This window comes from Rhizobium sp. WYCCWR10014 (assembly GCF_001657485.1).
Lineage (GTDB): Bacteria > Pseudomonadota > Alphaproteobacteria > Rhizobiales > Rhizobiaceae > Rhizobium.
On sequence record NZ_LXFU01000035.1, the window covers coordinates 86,745 to 110,011 of the forward strand.

Here is a 23,267-nt window from a genome sequence, read left to right on the forward strand (position 1 = left end):
TGATGTTTCAGTTGCTCGGGGCTGCGTCAGCAAGCGGATATATCATCACGGCATTGTTCCTGCTCGTGGCGCTCGGTCGTTTCGCCAGAAACAGCCTCGATAGACTGACCGCACGGCTGCCGAAGCGCTCGGCATTGAAGCATTACACGACTGCGGTCGTCTCTCTGGTGTTCTTTTGCCTGCTGGTCATTCGAATGTGTTTCATCGCCACCGTCATCATCGATAGCGCAATCCAAGGTGACCATGTGGAAGTCAGCGGTGACCTAGAAAGGCAGTTTTGACGGCGGACACCGTGACTGAAATCCCGCAACATATCTCAACATTATCGAATATAGCATTGCACGATACTTGATATCCTGAAGGCGGAGCCGTGTCGGTGCGGCGACAGATCGTGTGATGGTGACAGTGGCCGAAGCCGCCTGACCGAGGCACGGTGAAACGTGGTAATTTCGCGCCGAGAGACATCTTCCGGCTAGAGAACGAATGACGATGGCATATGAAATGGCAGTTCCCAATCAGGCTCATATTCTCATCGTCGAAGACGATCCCGCAATCGCAGATATGCTGGTGGACCTTGTTCGAAGCAGCAGCTTCGAGGCCTCTTCGGTGGAGAGCGGCGCGGCTATGGATCGAATGATGGCGCGACAGCAATTCGATCTCATCGTTCTCGATGCGATGTTGCCGGGCGAGGACGGCTTCAGCATCTGCAGACGGCTTCGTGCGTCGTGCTCGGTGCCAATCCTGATGCTGACGGCGCTGCAGGAGGACATCGACCGCATTCTCGGCCTGGAACTCGGAGCCGATGACTATGTCACGAAACCATTCAACTCCCGCGAGCTGCTGGCCCGGATCAAGAGTATTCTCCGCAGAGCGTCATATGCTCATCATCAGGAGGAAGCACTTGGACCGATGATGTTTTCGGGATGGCGCATCGATCCAAAAAGCCGCCAGCTCCACGACGCGGATGGAGCGCAGGTTTCCATGACAACCGCGGAGTTCGATATCCTCCTGGCCTTCTGCTGCAATCCCAACAAGGTTTTGACGCGAGAACAGCTCTTGTCGATGACACATGCCGGATCGGCGGGGCCGGTCGAGCGTAGCATCGACGCCCACATCAGCCGGGTCAGGCAAAAGATCGAACCAAATCTGAAAGATCCGACGTTCATAAAGACGGTGCGGCTGGGGGGATATCTCTTTGCATCCAAGGTAGAGCGTCTCTCTTGAGAAATTTCCGGCGAGCTTCGATCCAAAGCCAGATCCTCATATTGGCGACCTTCCTTGTCGTGCTCGTTTCCGTGGTGGCGACCGCCATGGAGCCCTATATCTACGGCCGTCATGATCGCGGGTTTCAAAACGGTCTGTTTGCTGCCAGAGCGGCGATGGTCGCGGAGCAATTTGCCCAGGCAAGTTCAGCGCAAGACGAAGTCGCCGTTCTCAAGAGAGCAGCGGTACTCGGCGTTGGGGTCGAAAAATTGTCGCTGGAGCAGCCGCTTGCCGGCAAGCAGCAGATGGTATCTCCCGGCGAATTGGTGGCGCGTATCAACACAATGCTCGCCGACAATATTTTTGCAGCATTTCATCGCTTCGTCATCGGTCAATCGCACCCAGATGTGCTGACTGTCAGAATTGACGACAAGCGCGCCCTCGTCTTTCAACTGCCGGTTTTTCCCAGCGACGTCTGGTTTGTTCCGGCTGCTGCGAGCGGGTTTTTGAAAATCGTCATCCCATTGGTGCTGCTCGCATATTTCAGCAGCTGGCTTATCACCGAACCTCTGAGGCACTTTGCCGCCGCTGCAAAGCGAGCGAGCCTGGAGAGCAGTTGGGAAAAGCCCTTCGAACCGGACGGCGCAGCCGAGATTCGAAGTCTGGCGGAATCGCTGAACGTCATGAGCGATCGAATCCAGAGCATGGCGGAGGATCGAACAAGAATGTTGAGTGGCGTGGGTCATGACCTCAGGACGCCTCTGACGAGATTGCGGATGCGTGCCGAGCGTTCCGGCGAGCCCGAGCTTCGCGGCCTGATGCTGGCCGATATCGCCACCTTGAGTTTCATGATCGACGAGTGCCTGGCCTATTTCAAAGATGCGTCCACTGCGGAAACTGATCGAAAGGTCGATATCTCAAGCCTGCTGCAGACGATTGCGACAGACTTCTCCGACATGGGCATCGATGTGAGCTTCACCGGTCCGCGGCGGCTGGCGTTTGTCTGCAAACCTCAGGCCCTTACTCGGGCAATTACCAATCTGATCGACAATGCGTCTCGTTATGCAAAACAAGTCGAAATCGATCTGCAAGATGGAGACGATGGCGGGATCAAAATATCGGTGGGCGACAACGGCCCGGGTTTGACTGACGAGGCCAAGGCGAAAGTTCTGGAGCCGTTCTTCAAAGTGGATAAATCCCGCCAGATCGGTGCCCAGGGCGGTTCCGGGCTTGGGCTCGGCCTTCCGATCGCCAAAGGGATCGTCACCAAAGCGCACAATGGACAATTGACGTTGTTGGACAGGAAGCCAACCGGCCTGGTCGTCATGATCGATCTTCCTGCCCCTCAGGGGATCCAGCCCGGAGGCTCGCCGTCGATCCCTTCATCACCATGACTTCCGGCCGGCCGGTGGCGTTGCCCCGGTTTACATCGGCTGTTTTCGTAGCAAAGACGGCTCGCGAACATTTCCGCATATCATAGCAAACACAGCAACATTCGAATTCCATAAAACCGGTGCCAGCAGATCCCATGCCATTCGGCATTTCCAAAGCTGGAGCCAAGCCCTTGATAAAAAATCTTAAAATCGGCGCCGCCCTGATGCTCGCCTGTTCGAGCGTTGCCGCATGCACGACCCCTGACCCCACGGTTTATTCCGGACTTGCTTCGGCATCGCAGCTCCAGCCGAACACTGAGGATAAGACTGGCCGCGTGCCGTATCGCTATCAAACGAAGGTCAACTGGAGCCAATACAACCGGATCATTGTCGATCCCGTTACCGTCTATAACGGTCCTGACAGTCAGTTCGGCAAGCTTCCGGAAAAAGACAGGATCTTCCTGGCCAATTACATGCAGACTCAATTCACCGAAAAATTGAAGACGCGCTTTGCGGTCGTCAGCGCAGTCGCTCCGGCAACTCTCAGATTGCATCTGACGCTGACGGGCGCCAAGGTGACGACTGCGGTACTCGGAACGGTCACGCGCATCGACGTCGCAGGCGGATTGTACAACACCGTCCAGGCCGCTCGCGGCCGAGAAGGTTCGATGACCGGTTCGGTGAATTATGCGGTGGAGATCTATGATGCTTCGAGCAATCGTCTCCTGTCTTCCTATGTCACCAAGCAGTATCCCAATGCGATGAATATCGGCGCAAGCTTCACGGCGATGGATGCCTCCATGGTGGGCGTCCGCAAGGGTGCCGATGCTCTCCTTGCCGAGTTGAAATAGGCCGCGGGGCTTAAGGGGGCTGTGGCGACAACAGACGGCGAGGGCCGCAAGCGCAAGGCGCAGCGGCCCCCCCCGCGACCGCTCACAGGATCGCCTGTCCGGCCATCAGCGCAAGGACAAGGAAGATCAGGAAGATCACCAGCGCGATACCGAAGAGAACGCGTGCGATTGTCGCGGTCGCTGCGGAGACGCCGGAGAAACCGAAGAAGCCGGCGATGATCGAAATCACGAAAAATATCAGAGCCCATTTCAGCATGACATCATCCTTTGCGTTTGCTTGGGAAAGACGCAGCAACCGGGAAAATGTTCCAGATCGTGGGAATGGAATGGCGCTGATCTTCGGCTTTATCCTCTCGGTGCTGCTGATGGGCGTTGCGTCGAATTTCGTACCTTGCCTTCCCCCTGATCAGCCGTGATTGATCATCACGTGGCGTACGGCGGTGTAATCCTCCAGCGCATAGACCGACATGTCCTTGCCGTAGCCCGACTGTTTGAGGCCGCCATGCGGCATCTCGTTGACCAGCATGAAATGTGTGTTGATCCAGGTGCAGCCATATTGCAGGCGCGCGGCGGTCTTCATGCCGCGGCCGATATCCTTGGTCCAGACGGAGGAGGCCAGGCCGTAATCGCTGTCGTTCGCCCAGGCGACGGCATCGTCGGCATCGGAGAAGCGAGTGACCGATACGACTGGGCCGAAGACCTCGCGGCGGACGATCTCGTCGTCCTGCAGGGCGCCGGCAATGACAGTCGGCGTGAAGAAGAAGCCCTTGTCGCCGGAAACCTTGCCGCCGGCGGTGATCTCCATGTGTTTGTGTTCGGAAGCGCGGGCGACGAAGCTTTCGACGCGGTCGCGCTGGCGCTTGGAGATCAGCGGGCCGATCTCGTTTTCGGTGTCGTCGGCCTGGTTGAAGCGAATGCTCGAGACGGCCGAGGAAAGATCGGCGACGAAATTGTCGTAGACCCTGGCATCGGCATAGATGCGGCAGGCAGCGGTGCAGTCCTGACCGGCATTGTAATAGCCGAAGGTGCGGATGCCTGCGACGACCGCATCAATATCGGCGTCATCGAAGACAATGACCGGGGCCTTGCCGCCGAGTTCCAGGTGGGTGCGCTTGACTGTCTTGGCAGCGGCCTGCAGCACCTTCTTGCCGGTTGCGACATCGCCGGTGATCGAGATCATGCCGATCTTGGCATGATTGATCAGGGCGTTGCCGACACTTTCGCCACGGCCGAGGATGACGTTGACGACGCCTTCGGGAAGGATTTCGGAGAGCAGCTTGGCCATCTTCAACGCCGTCAGCGGCGTCTGCTCCGAAGGCTTGAAGACCACGGTATTGCCGCCGGCAATGGCCGGCGCCAGCTTCCAGGCCATCATCATCAGCGGATAGTTCCACGGCGCGATCGAGCCGACAATGCCGATCGGATCGCGGCGGATCATCGAAGTGTGGCCGGGCAGATACTCGCCGGCCGCTGGTGTGTGCAGGTTGCGCACGGCGCCGGCAAAGAAGCGATAACAATCGACGATCGCCGGGATCTCGTCGTTCAGCACGGCATTGATCGGCTTGCCGCAATTCAAAGCTTCCAGCGTGGCGAAGCCGACGGCGTCCTTTTCGATCGCGTCGGCGATCTTCAGCAGGTAACCGGAGCGCTCGCCAGGCGTCGTCTGCGACCAGCTTGTGAAGGCTTTTTCGGCGGCATCGACGGCGGCATCGACCTGGGAGAGCGACGCTTCGGCAAGGTCGATCACCGTCTCGCCCGTCTTCGGGTTCAAGATGTGCTCTTCCGTCTCCGTGCCTTTTTCGAAGCGGGAACCGATCAGCATTTGGATATCCATGATGTTCTCCCTTTATTTGCCGGCGCCGGCGATCTGGTCGCCATCGCGGGTGAGGTAATAGGCTGCCAGGATTGGCAGGAAGGTGACGAGCACCACGACCATGGCGACCACATTGGTGACGGGGCGCTGGCGCGGGCGGATGAGTTCTTCGAGCATCCAGATCGGCAAGGTCGATTGCTGGCCGCCGGTGAAGGTGGTGACGATGACCTCGTCGAAGGACAGCGCGAAGGCAAGCATGCCGCCGGCAAGAAGAGCGGTGCCGATATTCGGCAGAATGACATGGCGGAAGGTCTGAAAGCCGTCGGCGCCGAGATCCATCGAGGCCTCGATCAGCGAGCCGGAGGTGCGGCGGAAGCGGGCGACCGCGTTGTTGTAGACGACGACCACGCAGAAGGTGGCGTGGCCGAGCACGATGGTCCAGACCGAAAACGGGATGTCGAACAGGCTGAAGGCGGAGCGGAGCGCAATGCCGGTGATGATGCCGGGAAGGGCGATCGGCAGGATGACCAGCAGCGAGATCGCCTCGCGTCCGAAGAACTTCGTCTGGCTGACGGCCGCAGCACAGAGCGTGCCGAGGACCAGCGCGATCGCCGTGGCGATGACGGCGACCTGTACGGAAAGGCTGAGCGCCGACCAGACGTCCGGCCGGTTCCAGGCGACGGCAAACCACTGCAGCGTCAGCCCGGGCGGCGGCCACTGATAGCTCTTCTCTTCGGTCGTGAAGGCATAGACGAAGATCAGCAGGATCGGCAGGTGCAGAAAGAGCAATCCGACGGCTGCGGCGATCTTCAAGGTCAGTGGCGATGTCCTGTGGTCAGAGCGCATCGAAAGCCCCCATTTTCCTGGCGAGCGACAGATAAAGCGCCATGATGACGATCGGCACGACGGAGAAGGCGGCGGCGAGCGGCACGTTGCCGGCCGTTCCCTGCTGGGCATAGACCGCCTGGCCGATGAAGAGCCTGGACGAGCCGATGATCTGCGGGATGATGTAATCGCCCAATGTCAGCGAGAAGGTGAAGATCGAACCGGCGACGATGCCGGGGAGCGCTAAGGGCAGGAGCACGGTGCGGAAGGTCTGGCGCGGCGTGGCGCCGAGATCCGCCGAGGCCTCGATCAGGTTGCCGGGTACCCGCTCGAGGGCCGCCTGCGTCGGCAGGATCATATAGGGGAGCCAGATATAGACGAAGACGATGAAGGTGCCGAGGTAGCTGACCGACAGTGAGTTTCCGCCGATGACGGGCAGGTTCAGGATGGCATCGAGCAGCCAGGAGAGATGGAGCTTCTCGAAGATCCAGGTGAGGATGCCCTCCTTGGCGAGGATTAGTTTCCAGGCGTAGATCTTGACGAGATAGCTCGACCAGAGCGGCAGCATGACGCCGAGATAGAAGAGCGCCTTCCATTTGCCTTGCGCATAACGCGCCGCATAGTAGGCGATCGGGAAGCCGATCAGGGCGGCAGCGATGGTGACCAGCGCCGACATCACCAAGGTGCGGATGATGATGTCGAAATTCGCCGGATTCAGCAGCTGCGCATAGGTCGAGAGGGTGAATTCGGTATTCACCAGCCCGGAGAAATCGTCGATCGAGAAGAAGCTCTGCAGAAGCAGGGCGATCAGCGAGCCGATATAGATGATGCCGAGCCAGAGCAGCGGCGGCGTCAGCATCAGGAAGAGCAGCAGCTTCGGGTGCCGCCAGAAGGCATCCGACAGTTGGCCGAAGAAACCGCCACGCCCCGGAAGGATCGAAGTCTTGCCGCCTGTGATGGTGAGCGCCGTCATGCCGCATCATCCATGTAGTGGATATCGGCCGGCTGCCAGGCGAGGCGGATACCGGCGCCGAGATCCGGCACTGGCGCGCCGGCCGGCAGCATGACATGCAGCCGGCTGCCCTTGAGGTCGACGCTGAGACGCGTCGCCGCGCCGAGGAAGCTTGCATTTTCGACTTTCGCCTCGACGCCGTCGCTTGCCAGCCGGATCGCCTCGGGGCGGAGGCTCGCCCAGCGTTTCTCACCGCCGAGCAAGGCCATGAGATCAGGCGCTATAACGTTCGAGGAGCCGACGAAATCGGCGACGAAACGGGTCTTCGGGCAGCGGTAGATATCCTGTGGTGTGCCCTGCTGAACGATGTTGCCATCGTTGAAAACGGCGACGCGGTCGGCCATGGACAGCGCCTCGCCCTGATCGTGGGTGACGAAGACGAAGGTGATGCCGAGCGCGCGCTGCAGGCTCTTCAATTCTTCCTGCATCTGCTCGCGCAGCTTCAGGTCGAGCGCGCCGAGCGGCTCGTCGAGCAGCAGCACCCTGGGCTTGTTGACGAGCGCGCGGGCGAGCGCCACGCGCTGCCGCTGGCCGCCGGACAGCTGGCCGGGGCGGCGGGCGCCGTAGCCGGGCAGCTTGACGAGCTCGAGGGCATCGCCTGCCGCCTTCATCCGCTCCGCCTTGCCGACGCCCTTGACCATCAGCCCATAGGCAACATTGTCGAGGATATTGAGATGCGGAAAGAGTGCGTAGTCCTGAAACACGGTGTTGACGTTGCGGCGATAGGGCGGAATGCCGTCGGCCGTCTCGCCGAAGATCTGGATATGGCCCGCGGTCGGCTGTTCGAAGCCGGCGATCAATCGTAGGCACGTCGTCTTGCCGGAGCCGGATGGCCCGAGCATAGCAAAGAATTCGCCAGGCGCGATCTCGAGATCGACGCCGTCGACGGCGCGAACCTGGCCGAAATGGCGCGATACCTGCTGGAAACGGACGGCGGGTGTCATTTTGGGGGCTCCGGCTTCTTTGCTTTTGAGAGAGGCTGAGGTCTTGTTTTATAAGACCCCGCCCCAAACCCCTCCCCACGAGGGGGAGGGGCTTAACCTGCCGCACCCTTTCGCAAATACCTTGGCGTTTCGGCAGGATCTCGGCGGTGCCACTCCGAGCCCCTCCCCCTTGTGGGGAGGGGTTGGGGAGGGGATTTTATCGACACGGATCGCGGTTTATCGCCCGCCGATCACGCCGATATAATCAGACACCCAGCGATGATAGGGCACGCATTCGCTCTGCGTCGTGCATTTGGCGACCGGGGTCTTCCAGAACTTGATCTTGTCGAAGTGATCGAAGCCGTTGGTGGCGCAGCCGCTATCGCCCATCAGTTCGTTGCCCTTGCAGGCGGCGGGAACCGAGGGCACGGCGCCGAACCAGGCGGCGGCGTCACCCTGGACCTTGGCTTTCAGCGAATGTTCCATCCACATATAGGCGCAGTTCGGATGTTCGCTGTCGGCGTGCAGCATGGTGGTGTCGGCCCAGCCGGTGACGCCTTCATCCGGAAAGGTGGAGGCGATCTTCTGCTTGTCGGCCTGCAGCAGGTTCACCTGGAAAGGCCAGGAGCCGGAGGCGACGACGCCTTCGTTCTTGAAGTCGTCGATCTGGATCATCGCATCGTGCCAGTAGCGGGAGACGAGCTTGCGCTGGCCGCGCAACAGGTCGAGGGCGGCCTTGTATTGGTCCTCGTTCAGTTCGTAGGGATCCTTGATGCCGAGATCCGGCTTGTGGGCCATCAGATACATGGCGGCATCGGCGATGTAGATCGCGCCGTCATAGGCCTGGACGCGGCCCTTGTTCGACTTGCCGTCGGGCAGTGTCTGCTCCTCGAAGACGACGTTCCAGCTGGTCGGCGCCTTGTCCTTGAACGCATCGGTATTATACATCAGCACGTTCGGCCCCCAGAGATAGGGTACGCCGTAATGCACGCCACCGACCGTGTACCACGGGCCGTTCTGCAGGCGCTCGTCGACGGTCTTGAAGCTCGGGATCAGATCGGTGTTGATCGGCTGGACACGCTTGCCGGCGATAAGGCGGAGCGAGGCGTCGCCCGATGCCGTGACGAGATCGAAGCCGCCCTCGTTCATCAGCGACACCATTTCATCGGAGGTGGCGGCGGTCTTGACGGAGACCTTGCAGCCGGTCTCCTTTTCGAAATCGGTGACCCAGTCGTAGTTCTTGTCGGTTTCGCCGCGTTCGATATAGCCGGCCCAGGCGACGATGCTGACCGCACCTTCGCCCTTGCCCAAGGCCTTTAGCGGTTCGGCGGCGATTCCCTGCGTCGCGAAGCTCAGGCAGGCGAGCGCTGCCGTGCAGGATTTCAACAGATTCGTCATCATCCGTCTCCCGGTTTGCCACTTCTGTGGCGGTTTGTTCCCGGATGAAAAGGTGACGCGAAAAAGCCGCTTTCGCAAATTCATTTATCAGAAAGACGGTATCGGAAATTCCGATATCAGCGGATGCGGCCGGATCTTAAACTCTCGGCGATACCGACGAAGTCGCGGGCCGCCTGCGGCAGGCTGGAGCCCTTGCGCCAGACCATGCCGACCTGGACGACCGGCAGCGAACCGGAGACGTCGCGGCTCTCGATGCGGTCGCCTTCCAGCGACCATGGTCGGTAGACAAGATCCGGAAGCAGGGCCACACCGGCGCCTGTTGCAACCAGGCTGCGCACCGCCTCCACCGAGCGGGTGCGGAAGGCGACATGCGGGCGGGCGCCGAGTGCTGAGAGCAGCTTGCCGGTATTCTCCTCGATTTCGTCGACCGTCAGCATGATCAGCGGTTCGCGGGCGATGTCGGCGACCGAGATGATGTCGGCCGACACCAGCGGATGGCCCATCGGCAGCCATAGTCGATAGGGCGAGGTTTCGAGGATCTCCGCCTGCAGCGCCATGCGGTCGCGCAGGTTGGATATCACCATCACGGCGACATCCAATTCGCCGCCGACCAGGAGATGTTCGAGGTAACCGCCATTGTCCTCGATGGCGCTGACCTCGATGCCCGGACAGGCGCGCCGGTATCGCGCCAGGAGATCAGAGAGCACATAGCCAGCGACAAGCGAGGTGACGCCGATGTTCAGCGTGCCGGAGAGGGCGCTTTGCTGGCCGGAAAAGCTGGTCCGCGCATCGGAGACGGAGGCCAGGATCTTCGTCGCATGACGCAGGAACTGATGGCCGTTGTGGGTGATTGTCAGGCCGCGCGGATGGCGCTCGAAGAGCTCGACGCCGAGGTCGGTTTCGAGCTCCTTCAGCGCTTCCGTCACCGAGGATTGCGAGATCGAAAGGTTCTGTGCGGCTCGCGTCACCGAACCCTGTTCGGCGACGGCGACAAAATATTGAACCTGGCGAAGCGTGAAGGCCATGGGGTTTTAGAGCATGGCGGAACGGGCCGTGGCAAGCGGTCGGAAAAAGCGGACCTTTTTTGGTATTTTCCTAAAATGGAGCGGGCTTCGCATGCCCACTTAAACTTTCGGAAACGTCATTTCCTTAGCTTTCTCAACACTTGTCCTGCGTTGGAGTTTCAGATGGCGGAGCAGTTGGCGTGAAGGCCTTACTGCGCATATTCCGGCCTTCCCGGAAATTGGCAATCATCATTGGCGGAGTCGCTCTTCTGGCGGGCGTGTCCGGCGGTGCGGCGGTCTATGTCGGCAAGGACAGGCTGATCGGTGCAACTGGTGGTGGCTACGGGCTTGAATGCAGTGACGTCAACCTGGTGACGATCCGGAAGCAGGACCACGTCTGGGTGCGCAAATACATCAAGACCGAACCGACCGACGGGATGACGCGGGTCAAGACCGCGCTTCGTGTCGCTCAGGCGGTTTATGCCGCGCAGAAGCCGGATCTGGTGCAGGTGGTGGTGCTCGACGAAAACGGACCGACGATGCGCGCCGATATTCGCGGCCGGGCGATTGGCGCCGATGTCGTCTATATCCCGCATCCCGACAAGACCGTTCCGGGCCTCGACGACAAGTCCTATACAGCGCGTTATTACGACGGCAAGGCCAGCGAAAACGGGCTGTTCTTCGGCGAGCGGATAGAGATGCCGTTCGACGAGATCGCCATGATCAGCGCCGCGTTCAAGGATCCCGAGGATTGCGTCGACCCGGTCGCGGTTGCTTCCACAAAGGGTGAGGGCAAGGCAGCAGCCGGCGGACACGGCGCAGCGCCGGAGACCAAGGAACCGTCTGCTCAGGAGGAGGCTGCCAAGGATGCAGCCGCTCCCGCAGAAGAACCGCCGGCCAAAAGCGGGCACTAAACCAAAAAGCATCAGGCGGCAGGCCTGATATTTTCCCTTATCAGCGAGGCGTCGCGCGCCGGCGGCTGGCCGAAGAAACGTGCATATTCCCTGGTGAATTGCGAGGCGCTCTCGTAGCCCACCGAATAGGCGACCGAGGAGGCGTTTCCGGATTGGGAAATCAGAAGCTGGCGGGCCTGCAGCAGGCGGATACGCTTCTGGAACTGGATCGGGCTCATCGCCGTCACAGCCTTGAAATGGCGATGAAAGGCCGAGACGCTCATGGCGGTGAGGGCGGCGAGTTTTTCGACCTCGACCGCTTCGGCATAGTGCTCGCGAACCCAGCGAATGGCGAGCCGTATCCGCGACAGGGCGCTATCGGGTGCTGCGATATCGCGCAGCATCCAGCCCTGCGGTCCCTGCAGCACGCGATAGAGGATTTCGCGTTCGTAGGCCGGGGCAAGGGCAGGGATATCCTGCGGGCGCTCCATGAGTTGCAGCATCCTCAGCCAGGCACCCAGAAGTTCCGGCGTCATGCGACAGACGGAATAGCCACCGCTTTGTCCCTCCTGATAGGATTGCGGCGGAAGATCCAGCAGAAGCGCTGCGACCTTTGCCGGATCGAGCGATAGGCTGACGCCGATATAGGGCCGGTCGGGACCTGCCTGCTGCACCATGCCCGTCGCTGGCACATCGATCGATATCACGAAGTAGCTGGCTGGATCGTAATAATAGTCCTGTCCTGCGATTGTCAGCGTCTTGCTGCCATCAAGGATCAGGTTGACCATCGGCTCATAAACGGCGCCGAGCCTGTGTTCGAGGATCTCCCCCTTGACCATCAGGATGCCGGGTATGCCGGTTTCCGTCGGGTGGTTTTCGGCGTGGGCCGTCAAACGGCGCATCTCTTCGAGCATTGTTTGCATGGCGAAATCCTGACCCAGCAAGTGACATGGCGCAAGGTAAAAGCAGGAATAGGCAAGAACGAGGCAGTTTCCGGCGGAGTGCAGGCCGGCTGTTTCCCATAGCTTCCGGCCATCGAAGCAAAGGAGACAGAGATGAAAATCGCAATCATTACCGGCGGCAGCCGTGGCATTGGTCAATCGGCAGCTCAGGAATGCGCAAGGCGCGGCATGGGTGTCATCCTCACCTATAACAGCCACAAGCCAGGTGCGGATGAAGTCATCGCCGCGATCAAGGCAGACGGTGGTCAAGCCGTTGCGCTTGCTCTCGATGTCGGTGATGCCGACAGCTTTCCGGCCTTCGTGGCGGAGGTTAAGAGGTTGCTTTCCACCTATTGGGGCCGGGATACGTTCGATTGCCTCGTCAACAATGCCGGTTTCGGCATGTTCAATCTCATGGAGACGGTGACGACGGACCAGTTCGACGCTCTGATGAATGTCCACCTGAAAGGGCCGTTCTTCCTGACGCAGGCCTTGCTGCCGCTGATGGTCGATGGCGGCGTGATCCTCAATGTAACGAGCGCTTCCGTTCGCGTCGCAACAGCAGGTGTTGCGCCCTATGCAGCCCTCAAGTCCGGACTTGAGACGTTGACCCGCTATCAGGCGAAGGAGTTCGGCGATCGCAGGATCCGCGCCAATGCTATCTCGCCCGGTCCTATCCGCACCAATCTTGCCGACGCTGCGCTGGACAAGAACCCGGAGTTCGCCGCGTTGCTTGCCTCACAGACGGCTCTCGGCCGTATCGGCGAAGCCGAGGATGTCGGCCGCGTCATCGCTATGCTCGCGTCCGACGACGGCGCATGGATCAATGCGCAGACAATCGAGGTCGCCGGCGGCTACATGATCTGAGTGTCAGGACGAACTCGGTTATAACAAAAACCAACGAAATAACGTCATTCCGTGATCGACCAAACCACTATGTCTTGGTCCATCGGCTCGGTTTTTCACCAGTCTGCCTAAAACAAAACGGAGCGTCCTTTCGGGCGCTCCGTTTTTTCATTTAAAGAATGTCGTTCTCAGTCGGCTTTGCTGCGGCGGGCCGGGAAGAGGATGACGTCGCGGATCGATGGCGCATTGGTCAGAAGCATGATGAGACGGTCGACGCCGATGCCGAGGCCACCTGCCGGCGGCATGCCCTGGTCGATCGCGTCGAGGAATTCCTCGTCCAGCTGCTTTTCCTTTTCGCCGCGGGCATGCGCCTGTTCAAGCTGCTCCACCATGCGGCGGCGCTGCTCTTCGGGATCGTTGAGTTCCGAGAAGGCGTTGCCGAGTTCCCAGGCGTTGCAATAGGTCTCGAAGCGCTCGACGAGGCGCGGCTCGCCCGGCACTTCCTTGGCGAAGGGCGAGATGTCCTTCGGAAAGTGCGTAACGTGCGAGGGTTGGATCAGCGTCTGCTCGACCTTCTCTTCGAAGATGAAGGCGAGGCATTCGCCCCAGGTCCAATCCTTCTCGACCGCGAAGCCGGCAGCCTTGGCGGCGGCCCGGGCCTCTTCATCGGTCTTGATGGCACGGAAATCGATGCCGGTCGCTTCCTTGACGGCGTCGGGCATCGGCACGCGCTTGAACGGACCCTTGAAAGACATGGTCTTGTCGCCGAAGGGGAATTCCGTTGTGCCGTGAATGGAAAGCGCCAAGCTTTCGAACAGCCGCTCGACGAGGTCCATGATGTCCTCGTAGTCGGCATAGGCCCAGTAACACTCCATCATGGTGAATTCGGGATTGTGCCGGGTGGAGACGCCTTCGTTGCGGAAGTTGCGGTTGATCTCGAAGACCTTGTCGGTGAGGCCCGAGACCAGCGTGCGCTTCAGGAACAGTTCCGGCGCAATGCGCAGGTACATGTCGAGCTTCAGCGTGTTGTGATGCGTCTTGAACGGCTCGGCGGTGGCGCCGCCATAGACCGAATGCAGCATCGGCGTCTCGACTTCCATGAAGCCGTCATTTTCCATGAAGCGGCGGATGCCGGAGAGGATCTTCGAGCGCTGCTGGAAGCGGAGCTTCGAATCCTCGTTGGTCATGATGTCGAGATGACGCTTGCGATAGCGCAGCTCGATGTCGGAGAGACCGTGCCACTTCTCCGGCATCGGCAGCAGCGACTTCGTCAGCATGGTGATGGTCTGCGCGTTAATCGTCAGCTCGCCACGCTTGGTGCGGCGCACGATGCCGGTGACGCCGATGATGTCGCCGATGTCGATCATCGGCAGCAGCGCGCGGGCTTCTTCCGGAGTCGTGTCCTTGTGACTGAAAATCTGGATCTTGCCGCCGGCATCGTGGATGTCCATGAACATGCCGGAGTTGCGCGACGAGTAGACGCGGCCGGCGACGGTGACGACATCCTGCGTCTCGACGTCAGATTCCAGGTTCTCATATTTCGCGATGAGCTCGGCATTGGTCATCGTGCGGTGGAAATGCGCCGGATAGACCTCGCCGATCTGCTCGCGCAACAGCTTCAGCTTCTGGGCGCGCACTTCCGTCGCGTCGGAGGAAAGGGTGTTTTCGGTCTTGTTATCAGCCACTGTCGAAATCCTCTGACTGTTCTTACTTCGAGCCGACGAGGGCGGCGACCGCCTGCGAGGCGAGCTTCAGGCGCTGACGCACAACGGACCGGCCGAGGATCGCCATGGAATCGAAGAGCGGCAGCGAGCGCGACGAGCCGGACACGGCGACGAAGAGCGGCGAGACCACGACCTTCAGCTTCTTGCCCATGCGGTCGGCGATCGCGCGCAGCTCCGCCTCGATCGTCTCGACATTCCATTCCAGGATCTTTTCGAGATCCGGCTGTACGGTGTTGAGGATCTCCAGGATCTCTTCCGGCGGCGACTTGATCTTGGCGAAGTCGGAAGGCTGCAGGCCAAGATCGGACTTCAACAGGAAGCCGGCGAGATCGGGCAGTTCGCCGAGCTTTGAAATGCGCGTCTGCGACAGGCGCAGACCTTCCTTCAGGCGGTCGTTTTCCATCGCCCAGGTCAGCACACGTGCCTGGAATTCCTCTTCGGAGAGCTTCTCGCGGATCCAGCGGCCGTTCAGCCAGTCGAGCTTCTGAATGTCGAAGATCGCGCCGGCCTTGGAGAGGTTCTCCGGATCAAACTTCTCGGAGAGCTCGTTGATATCAAGCAGCTCTTCGCCTTCGGCAATCTGGATGAAGAACAGGCCGAGGAAGTTCATCAGCGCTTCCGGGATGTAGCCGAGCGCGGAGTAATAGGAGATCGAGGTTGGGTTCTTGCGCTTCGACAGCTTCGACTTGTCGGCATTGCGCATCAGCGACAGATGCATGAAGACCGGCTGATCCCAACCGAAATAGCGATAGAGCAGGATGTGCTTCGGCACCGAAGCCAGCCATTCCTCGCCGCGCGCCACATGAGTGATCTTCATCAGATGGTCGTCGATGACGTTGGCCATGTGATAGGTCGGCATGCCGTCGGCCTTGACGAGGACCTGCATGTCGACCGAATCCCACGGGATGCTGACATCGCCATAGACGCCGTCGGTAAAGTCGCAGGAGCCTTCGGTCGGGATCTTCATGCGGATGACGGTCGTCTCGCCGGCGGCCATGCGTGAGGTGACTTCCTCGGCCGCAAGATTCAGGCAGAGGCCGTCATATTTCGGTGGCTTGCCGGCGGCACGCTGGGTTTCGCGCATCTGCTCGAGGCGCGCGGGCGTGCAGAAACAGCGGAAGGCATGGCCCTTGTCCAGCAATTCCTGCCCGTAAGGCTGGTACATGTCCTTGCGATCGGACTGGCGATAGGGGCCGTAGGGACCGCCGATATCAGGGCCTTCCTTCCATTCCAGCCCGCACCATTTCAGTGCGTCCAACACCTTCGTCTCGAATTCCGGGGTCGAGCGCGTCGCATCGGTATCCTCGATGCGCAGGATGAACTCGCCGCCGTGCTTCTTGGCGAAAAGGTAGTTGAAGAGAGCGATGTATGCGGTGCCGACATGCGGCTCGCCGGTCGGCGAGGGAGCGATGCGGACGCGGACGCCGGTGGCTGTCCCGGAAACTGTCATTGTGTGTGCCCGTCAATGAATGCCGGACGGCTTTCATGGGAAAGCGACGTTCGGCCGGAAGGATGCAGATAGCTTCGTCGGCAAACCGGCCGGAAAAGGGCATGCGCCCGCACTATCCGCCGATCGTCCGTTCGGCTGGCCTTAGGCCATATTCAACCGGGCGCGTCAAGAAAAACCGCGCCTGCAAAGGCCTGATAGCGGTGCGTGAGGGCGCGCCGGTTCCGCCGCGCCCTCACGCCGAAGCCTCAATGCGCGGCGTCGCGTTTGCGCTTGCGGGCGTTGCGCGCGAACATGTTCAGCACCTCGACCAGCGCCGAGAAGGCCATGGCGGCATAGACGTAGCCCTTCGGCACATGGAAGCCCATGCCTTCGGCGATCAGCGTCGTACCGATCATCAGCAGGAAGGCGAGCGCCAGCATGACGATCGTCGGATTCCTCTCGATGAAGTTGGCAAGCGGCGTCGCGGCAACAAGCATGACGGTAACGGCGGCGACGACGGCGACCACCATGATCGGCAGATGCGGCGTCATGCCGACGGCGGTGATGATGCTGTCGACTGAGAAGACGAGGTCGAGCAGCAGGATCTGGCCGATCGCCGATGCAAAGCCTGTCGTGGTCGAGTTGGCGATGAAATCTTCTTGATGGTCTTCCGGATCGACGGTGTGATGGATTTCCTTGGTGGCCTTCCAGACGAGGAACAGACCGCCGGCAATCAGGATCAGATCCTTCCAGGAGAAGCCGTGGCCGAAGGCTTCAAACAGCGGTTCGGTCAGCTGCACAATCCAGGCGATGGTGCCGAGCAGGACGAGACGCATGACGAGCGCAAGTCCGATGCCGATCTTGCGAGCCTTCTCGCGGTGCTCGGGCGGCAGTTTGTTGGTGAGAATGGAAATGAAGATCAGGTTGTCGATCCCGAGAACGACTTCCATCACCACCAGCGTGATGAGCGCCACCCAGGCGGCCGGATCCTGAATGAGCGTCATGATTTCCTGCATCAGCATATATCCCTTTTGCGTCACGTGAGTAATGACGCTCGCAATGTAATGTCGCCGGCCTGCCAGGCAAGCGCCGCAAGGGGGTATACGAAACCGATGTGACTTTTATTCCCTGGAACAGGATGTCGTCCGAGAACCGCTGACACTTTTCGGCATTATGCTCTGATCGGCAACCAGATTTCGGTGATGCCCATGCCGGTATAGGGGTCGAAGCGCTCGTCGTAGCGTTCGAACATGTCGGGTGTCTCGCCGTGCTCCAGGCCTGAGGTCGGCCACCATGCGCCAAATATCCGGTTCATGGTCGCCGGAATGCCGGAGACATGGCCGCGATGGGCAAAGACGACGTAGCGCTGGCCCGGAAGCTTGAGCGTTGCAAAATCCGCCGGCAGATCGCCGGCGTCCGAGATTTCGACCGCGGCCATATAGCGGAATTTCTCCGCTTCACCGTCGATATGCGTGCAGATGCCGTAGGCGACATTGCCTTTCTGACCGGAGATATGACCAAAATGGGCATTGAATTTCTGCCAGAGTGAGGGGATGGCGGCATTGCCGCCATAGGGGTAGATCTCCTGCAGGCCGGCAAACAGCATCGGTTGAAGGGTTTCGAAGCGGGGCGGTTCGAGGTCGTTGAGGTGGGCGGGGTCCATTCTGATCGGCTCCAGCAAGACAAGGTTACGGGCGTGCCCCTGTCTGCGCACCGCATCCGGCGTCATGCCGAACTGGTCGCGGAAGGCACGGGTGAAGGCCTCGTGCGAGCCGTAGCCCGCGCAAAGCGCAACCTCGAGAATGGTGGATGAACCGCCGACCAGTGCCGGCACGGCGCGGCTGAGGCGGCGCCCCCTTATATAGCCGCTGATCGAGTGACCGGTGACGAGCCCGAAGACGCGCGACAGATGGTAGCGCGACAATCCGGCTGCTTCCGATATCTCCTCCAGCGATATATCGCTTTCGAAATGGCTCTCGATGAACCAGATCGCCCGTCCGACGGCGCTCATCCTCATTCTCCTGGCTGCAGCTTCTTCTTTAGAGGAAGGCCGCCAGCCGGATTTGATCGCTATTGCGGGATTCTGGCCGATGGAGCGCCGCGGTCAAGGGTGCAGTCAGGCGGTCTCGTGCCGGCGCGCGCCGTAGGCGGCCATGAAGACCCGGATCGCGCCGCGGATGACGCGCTCGATTTCGTCACGCGGCGGCGGCTCTTCCATGCTTCCGAACAGGCGGAGCTTGAAGAAACTACCGCTGGCGAGATCGAGAAACTGGCCGGCGGCCAGATCGATGTCGTCGATCTCAAACCTGCCTTCGGCGATGTGTCGTTCCAGGAAGTCGCGCATGATGGTGCGCAGGTTTTCCGGGCCCCTGAAGAAGCGTTGACAGAGCACCGGCATGCGGTCGCGAACGCCGAGAACGGTGCGCATTGCGCTGATGACCTTTTCGTCGGTCATATGGGTGACGAAGCTTATCCCGAATTCGTACAGGCCGGCTTCGGGATCGTCATGTTCGGCAAGCGCCGTGCGCACGGCTGCCACGAAGGCGGCGCGCTCGGTCTCGATCATCGCCGAAAACAGTTCTTCCTTGTTGGTGAAATAGACGTAGAGCGTTCCCTTCGAGACTCCGGCCTCGCGCGTCACGTCGTTCATGCTGGCGGCGTCGAAACCCATCTTCATGAAGACGCGCTTGGCGCCGGCGAGGATCTGCTGGCGCTTGGCCGGATCTTCGCCTGCGGCAAATCGGCCTCCGGCAGCGGGAGGACTGAATACGGCGGCGTGGTCGGGTGTCAGCGTCATGTCCCCTTAACCGTGTTGACGGTTTCGCATGTTCCTTAAAAGAAATCGAACCGATTGGTTCTATACATCTTGATATGACGATAAAACAGGTTTAAGTCAACTGAACCGAACCGTTCAGTTCGATTATTTACTCCAGATCGGTAAAGTGGCCATGTCGAGCAACCAGAAGAGCAACGTCGCGCGTATCGTCAGCGAAAATGCCGGGACCGAAGAGGTAAAGGCCGAGGTCGCGGCCGTAGAAGCTCCGACGGCGGAAGCCCGCGAAGTTCCCTCTGCTCCCGCGCAGTCGGCGCCGGCTCCGGTCGTCGCACCGGCGGCTGCGAAGAAGCGCCGCAGCCCGGTGCTGCCGATCGTCGTGCTCGCCCTTCTCGCAGGCGGCGGCTGGTATGGTTACGAATGGTGGACGAACGGCCGCTTCATGGTGTCGACCGACGACGCCTATATCGAAGGCGATATCGCAACGATTTCGCCGAAGGTCACGGGCTACGTCGCGAAGGTGAACGTTGTCGCCAACCAGGAAGTCAAAGCGGGCGACGTGCTTGCCACGCTTGATAACGGCGACTACCAGAACGCCCTCGACTTGGCCCAGGCCCAGATCGTCACCGAACAGCTTTCGCTGCAGCGTATCGACGCGCAGATCGAAGGCGCGAATGCAAGCCTCGTGCAGGCGCAGGCGCAGAAGGTGGCACTCGAAGCGGCCGTTCGCGGTGCCGAGATCACCCAGAAGCGCCAGAGCGATCTTCAGGCGAAGTCGGTCGGCACCGCCGCCGATCTCGACAACGCCAATATCGCCCTTGACCAGGCCAAGGCCAATCTTGCCGGCGGCGACGCCAACATCACCGCCGCACAGGCCAACATCACCATTCTTCGGGCCCAGCGCAAGGAAGCCGAAGGCTCGGTCCGTTCGCTTGAGATCTCGCGCGACAAGGCCGTCCGTGACCTTTCCTTCACTGTGCTCAAGGCGCCTTATGACGGCATTGTCGGCAACCGCTCCGTCCAGGAAGGCGACCTCGTCTCTCCCGGCCAGCGCCTGATGGCGCTCGTTCCGGTGCGCCAGCTGTATATCGACGCCAATTTCAAGGAAACGCAGATCCAGCATCTGGTGCCGGGCTCGAAGGTCAATGTCCAGGTCGATGCCTATAGCGATCATCCGATCGTCGGCACCGTCGAATCGATCTCGCCGGCTTCCGGCTCGGTCTTTTCGCTGCTGCCCCCGGAAAACGCCACCGGCAACTTCACCAAGGTGATCCAGCGCGTGCCGGTGCGCATTGCGCTGCCGCAGGATGCGCTCGACAGCGGGCGTCTGCGCGCGGGCCTGAGTGTCGTCGTCGACGTCGATACGCGCACGGCGCCGAGCAAGTAAGCCTTCGGGAAAAGGCGGAGGTGGTCTGATGGCCGGAAGCGCGACAGCAACAGCGGGGACGATGCCGGCGGCACCCGCCCAGGCTGACGAGCGCATGGATCCGAAGAAGCTTATCGCTTTTTTCGCGATGGTGCTCGGCATGTTCATGTCGATCCTCGACATCCAGATCGTCTCGGCCTCGCTCGCCGAAATCCAGGCCGGCCTTTCGGCCGGCAGCGACGAGATCGGTTGGGTGCAGACGTCCTATCTGATCGCAGAAGTGATCATGATCCCGCTTTCGGGCACGCTGGCGCGCATCATCTCGACGCGTTATCTCTTCGCAATCTCGGCCGCCGGCTTCACCATGGCGAGCGCGCTCGCCGCCACCGCGACGAATATCGACCAGATGATCGTTTACCGGGTCATCCAGGGCTTCATCGGCGGCGGCATGATCCCGTCGGTCTTCGCGGCCGCCTTCACCATCTTCCCGCCGTCCAAGCGCAGCATCGTCTCGCCGATCATCGGCTTGATCGCGACACTGGCGCCGACCATCGGCCCGACCGTCGGCGGTTATCTCAGCCATGCCTTTTCCTGGCACTGGCTGTTCCTCGTCAACATCGTGCCCGGCATCATCGTCACGATCGTCACCTGGAACTTCATCGATTTCGACAAGCCGGAACTGTCGCTCTTCAAGAAGTTCGACTGGTGGGGTCTGATCTCGATGGGCGTCTTCCTCGGCGCACTGGAATATGTGCTCGAGGAGGGCAATTCGAACGACTGGTTCAACGACAGTTTCATCACCATCGCAGCGGTTGCCTCCGGCGTTGCCGCCATCGTCTTCTTCTATCGCGCCTTCACGGTGGATTTCCCCGTCGTCGACCTCAAGGCCTTTGCGAACCGGAATTTCTCCTTCGGCTCGGTGTTTTCCTTCGTCATGGGCATCGGCCTCTATGGTCTCACCTATATCTATCCGGTCTATCTCGGGCGCATCCGCGGCTATGATTCACTGATGATCGGCGAGACCATGTTCGTTTCCGGACTTGCGATGTTCTTCACCGCGCCCATCGCCGGGCGGCTGTCGACCAAGATGGACCTGCGCCTGATGATGGTGATCGGCTTCGTCAGCTTCGCCGCCGGCACCTTCATCATGATGCATCTGACGGCGGATTGGGATTTCTACGAACTGTTCATCCCGCAAATCCTGCGCGGCTTCGGGCTGATGATGTGCATGGTGCCGATCAACAACATCGCGCTCGGCACGATGCCGCCCTCGCGCATCCGCGGCGCGTCCGGCCTGTTCAACCTGACCAGAAACCTCGGCGGCGCCGTCGGCCTTGCCGTCATCAATACCGTGCTTACCAACCGGCAGGACGTGCACTACGAGCGGTTGCGGGAGAATATGGATTGGGGCAATCCGGCTGCGATCGACCAGATGAACAACATGGCCGCCAACTTCAACACCTATGGCATGGATGGCGCCTCGGTTGCGATCAAGCAAATGGTCGGCCTTGCCACCAAACAGGCGATCATTCTTTCCTTCAGTGACGTGTTCCTGATCCTGACCGCGCTCTTCCTTGCCATGATCCTCGGTGTCGCCATGATCAAGAAACCCGCGCCGCAAGGCGGGGGAGGCGGTGGCGGCCACTGACCTCCGGCCTGCCGCCCCTTGAAAAGGCCCTCTTCGGAGGGCCTTTTTGTTTGCCGTTTTCAGGTCGCTGTGCCATCGGTTGATCATCGCCGCGGATCGGTCCGAAGCGAATAGGGAATGCCGGGAAAACGATGCGGAAACCGGCCCGTTCGATTTTTTGATTTACGTACATCAAAATTGGCGCTAATGGTCTCGTCAGGAGGAATGATGAGGCCAACCGTTCACGATATCGCCGCCGCCGCCGGTGTCAGTCTGGCGACCGTTGACCGGGTTCTCAATCAGCGCCCCGGTGTGCGCCACGTCACGCGGGAAAAGGTCGAGACCGCGATCCGCGAGCTCGGTTATGTCAGAGACGTCGCCGCCGCCAATCTTGCCAAGGGGCGCACCTATCCGCTGGTCTTCATCCTTCCGGCCAGCGACAATTCCTTCATGCACGGGCTCAATGCCGAGATCCGCCAGGCGATCGTCCGTTCGTCGGCAGAGCGTACCGATATCCGCACCATCGAGGTGCCGGCCTTCGATCCCGCCGCCCTCGTCTCCGTGCTCGAAGAGCTTTCCCGGGAAAAGCCCTGCGGCATCGCGCTGGTTGCGACCGATGCGCCTGACGTGCGCGCCGCCGTCGACAGGCTGGTGCGCGAGCGCTTTCCCATCGTCACCCTGGTTTCCGATCTCACGGGCTCGCTGCGCCATCACTATGCCGGCGTCGACAATATCGCAGCCGGCCGCACAGCGGCCCGTCTGCTCGGACGATTCCTCGGGCCGCGAAAGGGCGAAATCGCCGTGCTCGCCGGCTCCATGCTGGTGCGCGACCATCGCGAGCGGCTGGAGGGTTTTAGCGCAGTCATGGCCGCGGAGTTTCCTGATCTGGCGATTCTGCCGGTTCTCGAAGGCCGCGACGACCCGGAGGTCGCCCACAGGCTCGTTGCCGACGCGCTCGGGAATGCCGGCATCATCGGCGTCTACAGTCTCGGCGCCGGCAATCGCGGCCTGATCCGGGCGTTGAAGGAGAAGGCCGTCGACCGCGTGCTGACCGTGGTTGCCCACGAACTGACCGCCCACACGCGCGCAGCACTGATCGACAACACGATCGATGCGATCCTCAACCAGGATGCCGGCCATGAGGTGCGCAGCGCGATCCGCGTGCTGAAGGCCAAGGCGGACGGGCTTGCCGTCATCGAAGCGCAGGAGCGCATCCGCCTCGACATATTCCTGAAAGACAATCTGCCGTAACGGCAAAGGGAGAAA

General features: G+C 60.6%; 23 protein-coding genes. 10 read left to right on the forward strand and 13 right to left on the reverse strand.

Annotated features, from left to right (window positions below; genetic code table 11):
• Positions 1-2 precede the first annotated feature (2 nt).
• From A6U98_RS14745 to A6U98_RS14760, 4 genes are all read left to right on the forward strand, one after another.
• The gene (locus A6U98_RS14745; protein ID WP_064650926.1) at positions 3-281 is read left to right on the forward strand and encodes a hypothetical protein; all 279 of its coding nucleotides are present in this window, start codon (positions 3-5) and stop codon (positions 279-281) included.
• A 202-nt stretch (positions 282-483) separates the two neighbouring features.
• Entirely contained in the window at positions 484-1,224 is a 741-nt protein-coding gene (locus A6U98_RS14750) for a response regulator transcription factor (protein WP_064650928.1), read from the forward strand.
• A complete protein-coding gene (locus A6U98_RS14755) occupies positions 1,221-2,597 on the forward strand; it encodes a HAMP domain-containing sensor histidine kinase (RefSeq protein ID WP_064650930.1) in 1,377 nt (458 codons plus the stop codon). Before A6U98_RS14750 ends, A6U98_RS14755 begins: the two co-directional genes overlap by 4 nt.
• Positions 2,598-2,767: 170 nt before the next feature.
• The gene (locus A6U98_RS14760) at positions 2,768-3,427 is read left to right on the forward strand and encodes a DUF3313 domain-containing protein (protein ID WP_197496395.1); all 660 of its coding nucleotides are present in this window, start codon (positions 2,768-2,770) and stop codon (positions 3,425-3,427) included.
• Between the two features lie 82 nt (positions 3,428-3,509).
• On the opposite strand, the gene A6U98_RS14765 is transcribed toward A6U98_RS14760, so the two are convergent.
• The gene (locus A6U98_RS14765; RefSeq protein WP_003552965.1) at positions 3,510-3,683 is read right to left on the reverse strand and encodes a DUF1328 domain-containing protein; all 174 of its coding nucleotides are present in this window, start codon (positions 3,681-3,683) and stop codon (positions 3,510-3,512) included.
• Between A6U98_RS14765 and A6U98_RS37160 the strand changes: the two genes are divergently transcribed.
• Complete coding sequence (locus A6U98_RS37160; RefSeq protein ID WP_184499860.1) at positions 3,643-3,843, forward strand: hypothetical protein; 201 nt, start codon at positions 3,643-3,645, stop codon at positions 3,841-3,843. The two genes, A6U98_RS14765 and A6U98_RS37160, sit on opposite strands and share 41 nt — an antisense overlap.
• Here A6U98_RS37160 and A6U98_RS14770 read toward each other — a convergent pair.
• The 6 genes from A6U98_RS14770 to A6U98_RS14795 all read right to left on the reverse strand — a co-directional run bounded on the left by A6U98_RS14770 (position 3,834) and on the right by A6U98_RS14795 (position 10,423).
• Positions 3,834-5,261, reverse strand: coding sequence for a gamma-aminobutyraldehyde dehydrogenase (locus A6U98_RS14770; RefSeq protein WP_064650934.1), 1,428 nt, complete (start codon positions 5,259-5,261; stop codon positions 3,834-3,836). The two genes, A6U98_RS37160 and A6U98_RS14770, sit on opposite strands and share 10 nt — an antisense overlap.
• A gap of 12 nt (positions 5,262-5,273) precedes the next feature.
• Positions 5,274-6,086, reverse strand: a complete 813-nt coding sequence (locus A6U98_RS14775; RefSeq protein ID WP_047622382.1) for an ABC transporter permease — start codon at positions 6,084-6,086, stop codon at positions 5,274-5,276.
• On the reverse strand, positions 6,076-7,038 hold the full coding sequence (locus A6U98_RS14780) for an ABC transporter permease (protein WP_018243634.1): 963 nt from the start codon (positions 7,036-7,038) through the stop codon (positions 6,076-6,078). The genes A6U98_RS14775 and A6U98_RS14780 overlap by 11 nt, the downstream gene beginning before the upstream one ends.
• The gene (locus A6U98_RS14785) at positions 7,035-8,021 is read right to left on the reverse strand and encodes an ABC transporter ATP-binding protein (RefSeq protein WP_064650936.1); all 987 of its coding nucleotides are present in this window, start codon (positions 8,019-8,021) and stop codon (positions 7,035-7,037) included. The genes A6U98_RS14780 and A6U98_RS14785 overlap by 4 nt, the downstream gene beginning before the upstream one ends.
• A gap of 216 nt (positions 8,022-8,237) precedes the next feature.
• Complete coding sequence (locus tag A6U98_RS14790) at positions 8,238-9,398, reverse strand: ABC transporter substrate-binding protein (protein WP_064650938.1); 1,161 nt, start codon at positions 9,396-9,398, stop codon at positions 8,238-8,240.
• 116 nt (positions 9,399-9,514) lie between these two features.
• Entirely contained in the window at positions 9,515-10,423 is a 909-nt protein-coding gene (locus A6U98_RS14795; protein ID WP_003566676.1) for a LysR family transcriptional regulator, read from the reverse strand.
• A gap of 179 nt (positions 10,424-10,602) precedes the next feature.
• Here A6U98_RS14795 and A6U98_RS14800 point away from each other — a divergent pair, with 179 nt between their 5' ends.
• Entirely contained in the window at positions 10,603-11,316 is a 714-nt protein-coding gene (locus A6U98_RS14800; RefSeq protein WP_064650940.1) for a hypothetical protein, read from the forward strand.
• Between the two features lie 11 nt (positions 11,317-11,327).
• On the opposite strand, the gene A6U98_RS14805 is transcribed toward A6U98_RS14800, so the two are convergent.
• Positions 11,328-12,218, reverse strand: a complete 891-nt coding sequence (locus tag A6U98_RS14805) for an AraC family transcriptional regulator (protein WP_064650942.1) — start codon at positions 12,216-12,218, stop codon at positions 11,328-11,330.
• A gap of 132 nt (positions 12,219-12,350) precedes the next feature.
• Here A6U98_RS14805 and A6U98_RS14810 point away from each other — a divergent pair, with 132 nt between their 5' ends.
• The gene (locus A6U98_RS14810; RefSeq protein ID WP_064650944.1) at positions 12,351-13,103 is read left to right on the forward strand and encodes an SDR family oxidoreductase; all 753 of its coding nucleotides are present in this window, start codon (positions 12,351-12,353) and stop codon (positions 13,101-13,103) included.
• Positions 13,104-13,270: 167 nt separating this feature from the next.
• Here the strand turns inward: A6U98_RS14810 and lysS are convergent, their stop codons facing one another.
• The 5 genes from lysS to A6U98_RS14835 all read right to left on the reverse strand — a co-directional run bounded on the left by lysS (position 13,271) and on the right by A6U98_RS14835 (position 19,032).
• Positions 13,271-14,767 carry a lysine--tRNA ligase gene (gene lysS / locus A6U98_RS14815; protein WP_064650946.1) on the reverse strand — a complete coding sequence of 499 codons (1,497 nt, stop codon included), beginning with the start codon at positions 14,765-14,767 and terminating at the stop codon, positions 13,271-13,273.
• Between the two features lie 22 nt (positions 14,768-14,789).
• Entirely contained in the window at positions 14,790-16,256 is a 1,467-nt protein-coding gene (gltX, locus tag A6U98_RS14820; protein ID WP_064650948.1) for a glutamate--tRNA ligase, read from the reverse strand.
• Between the two features lie 245 nt (positions 16,257-16,501).
• Positions 16,502-17,251: a TerC family protein gene (locus A6U98_RS14825; protein ID WP_064651372.1), complete on the reverse strand. Its 750-nt coding sequence runs from the start codon at positions 17,249-17,251 to the stop codon at positions 16,502-16,504.
• A gap of 155 nt (positions 17,252-17,406) precedes the next feature.
• A complete protein-coding gene (locus A6U98_RS14830; protein ID WP_064650950.1) occupies positions 17,407-18,246 on the reverse strand; it encodes an AraC family transcriptional regulator in 840 nt (279 codons plus the stop codon).
• Positions 18,247-18,351: 105 nt separating this feature from the next.
• A complete protein-coding gene (locus A6U98_RS14835) occupies positions 18,352-19,032 on the reverse strand; it encodes a TetR/AcrR family transcriptional regulator (protein ID WP_064650952.1) in 681 nt (226 codons plus the stop codon).
• 151 nt (positions 19,033-19,183) lie between these two features.
• Here A6U98_RS14835 and A6U98_RS14840 point away from each other — a divergent pair, with 151 nt between their 5' ends.
• The 3 genes from A6U98_RS14840 (at position 19,184) to A6U98_RS14850 (ending at position 23,252) form a co-directional block, all read left to right on the forward strand.
• Positions 19,184-20,395 carry an HlyD family secretion protein gene (locus A6U98_RS14840; RefSeq protein WP_064650954.1) on the forward strand — a complete coding sequence of 404 codons (1,212 nt, stop codon included), beginning with the start codon at positions 19,184-19,186 and terminating at the stop codon, positions 20,393-20,395.
• 28 nt (positions 20,396-20,423) lie between these two features.
• The gene (locus A6U98_RS14845) at positions 20,424-22,022 is read left to right on the forward strand and encodes a DHA2 family efflux MFS transporter permease subunit (protein WP_064650956.1); all 1,599 of its coding nucleotides are present in this window, start codon (positions 20,424-20,426) and stop codon (positions 22,020-22,022) included.
• A 207-nt stretch (positions 22,023-22,229) separates the two neighbouring features.
• Positions 22,230-23,252 (forward strand): LacI family DNA-binding transcriptional regulator, encoded by a 1,023-nt coding sequence (locus A6U98_RS14850; RefSeq protein WP_064650958.1) that lies wholly within the window; start codon positions 22,230-22,232, stop codon positions 23,250-23,252.
• The last annotated feature ends 15 nt before the right edge of the window (positions 23,253-23,267 follow it).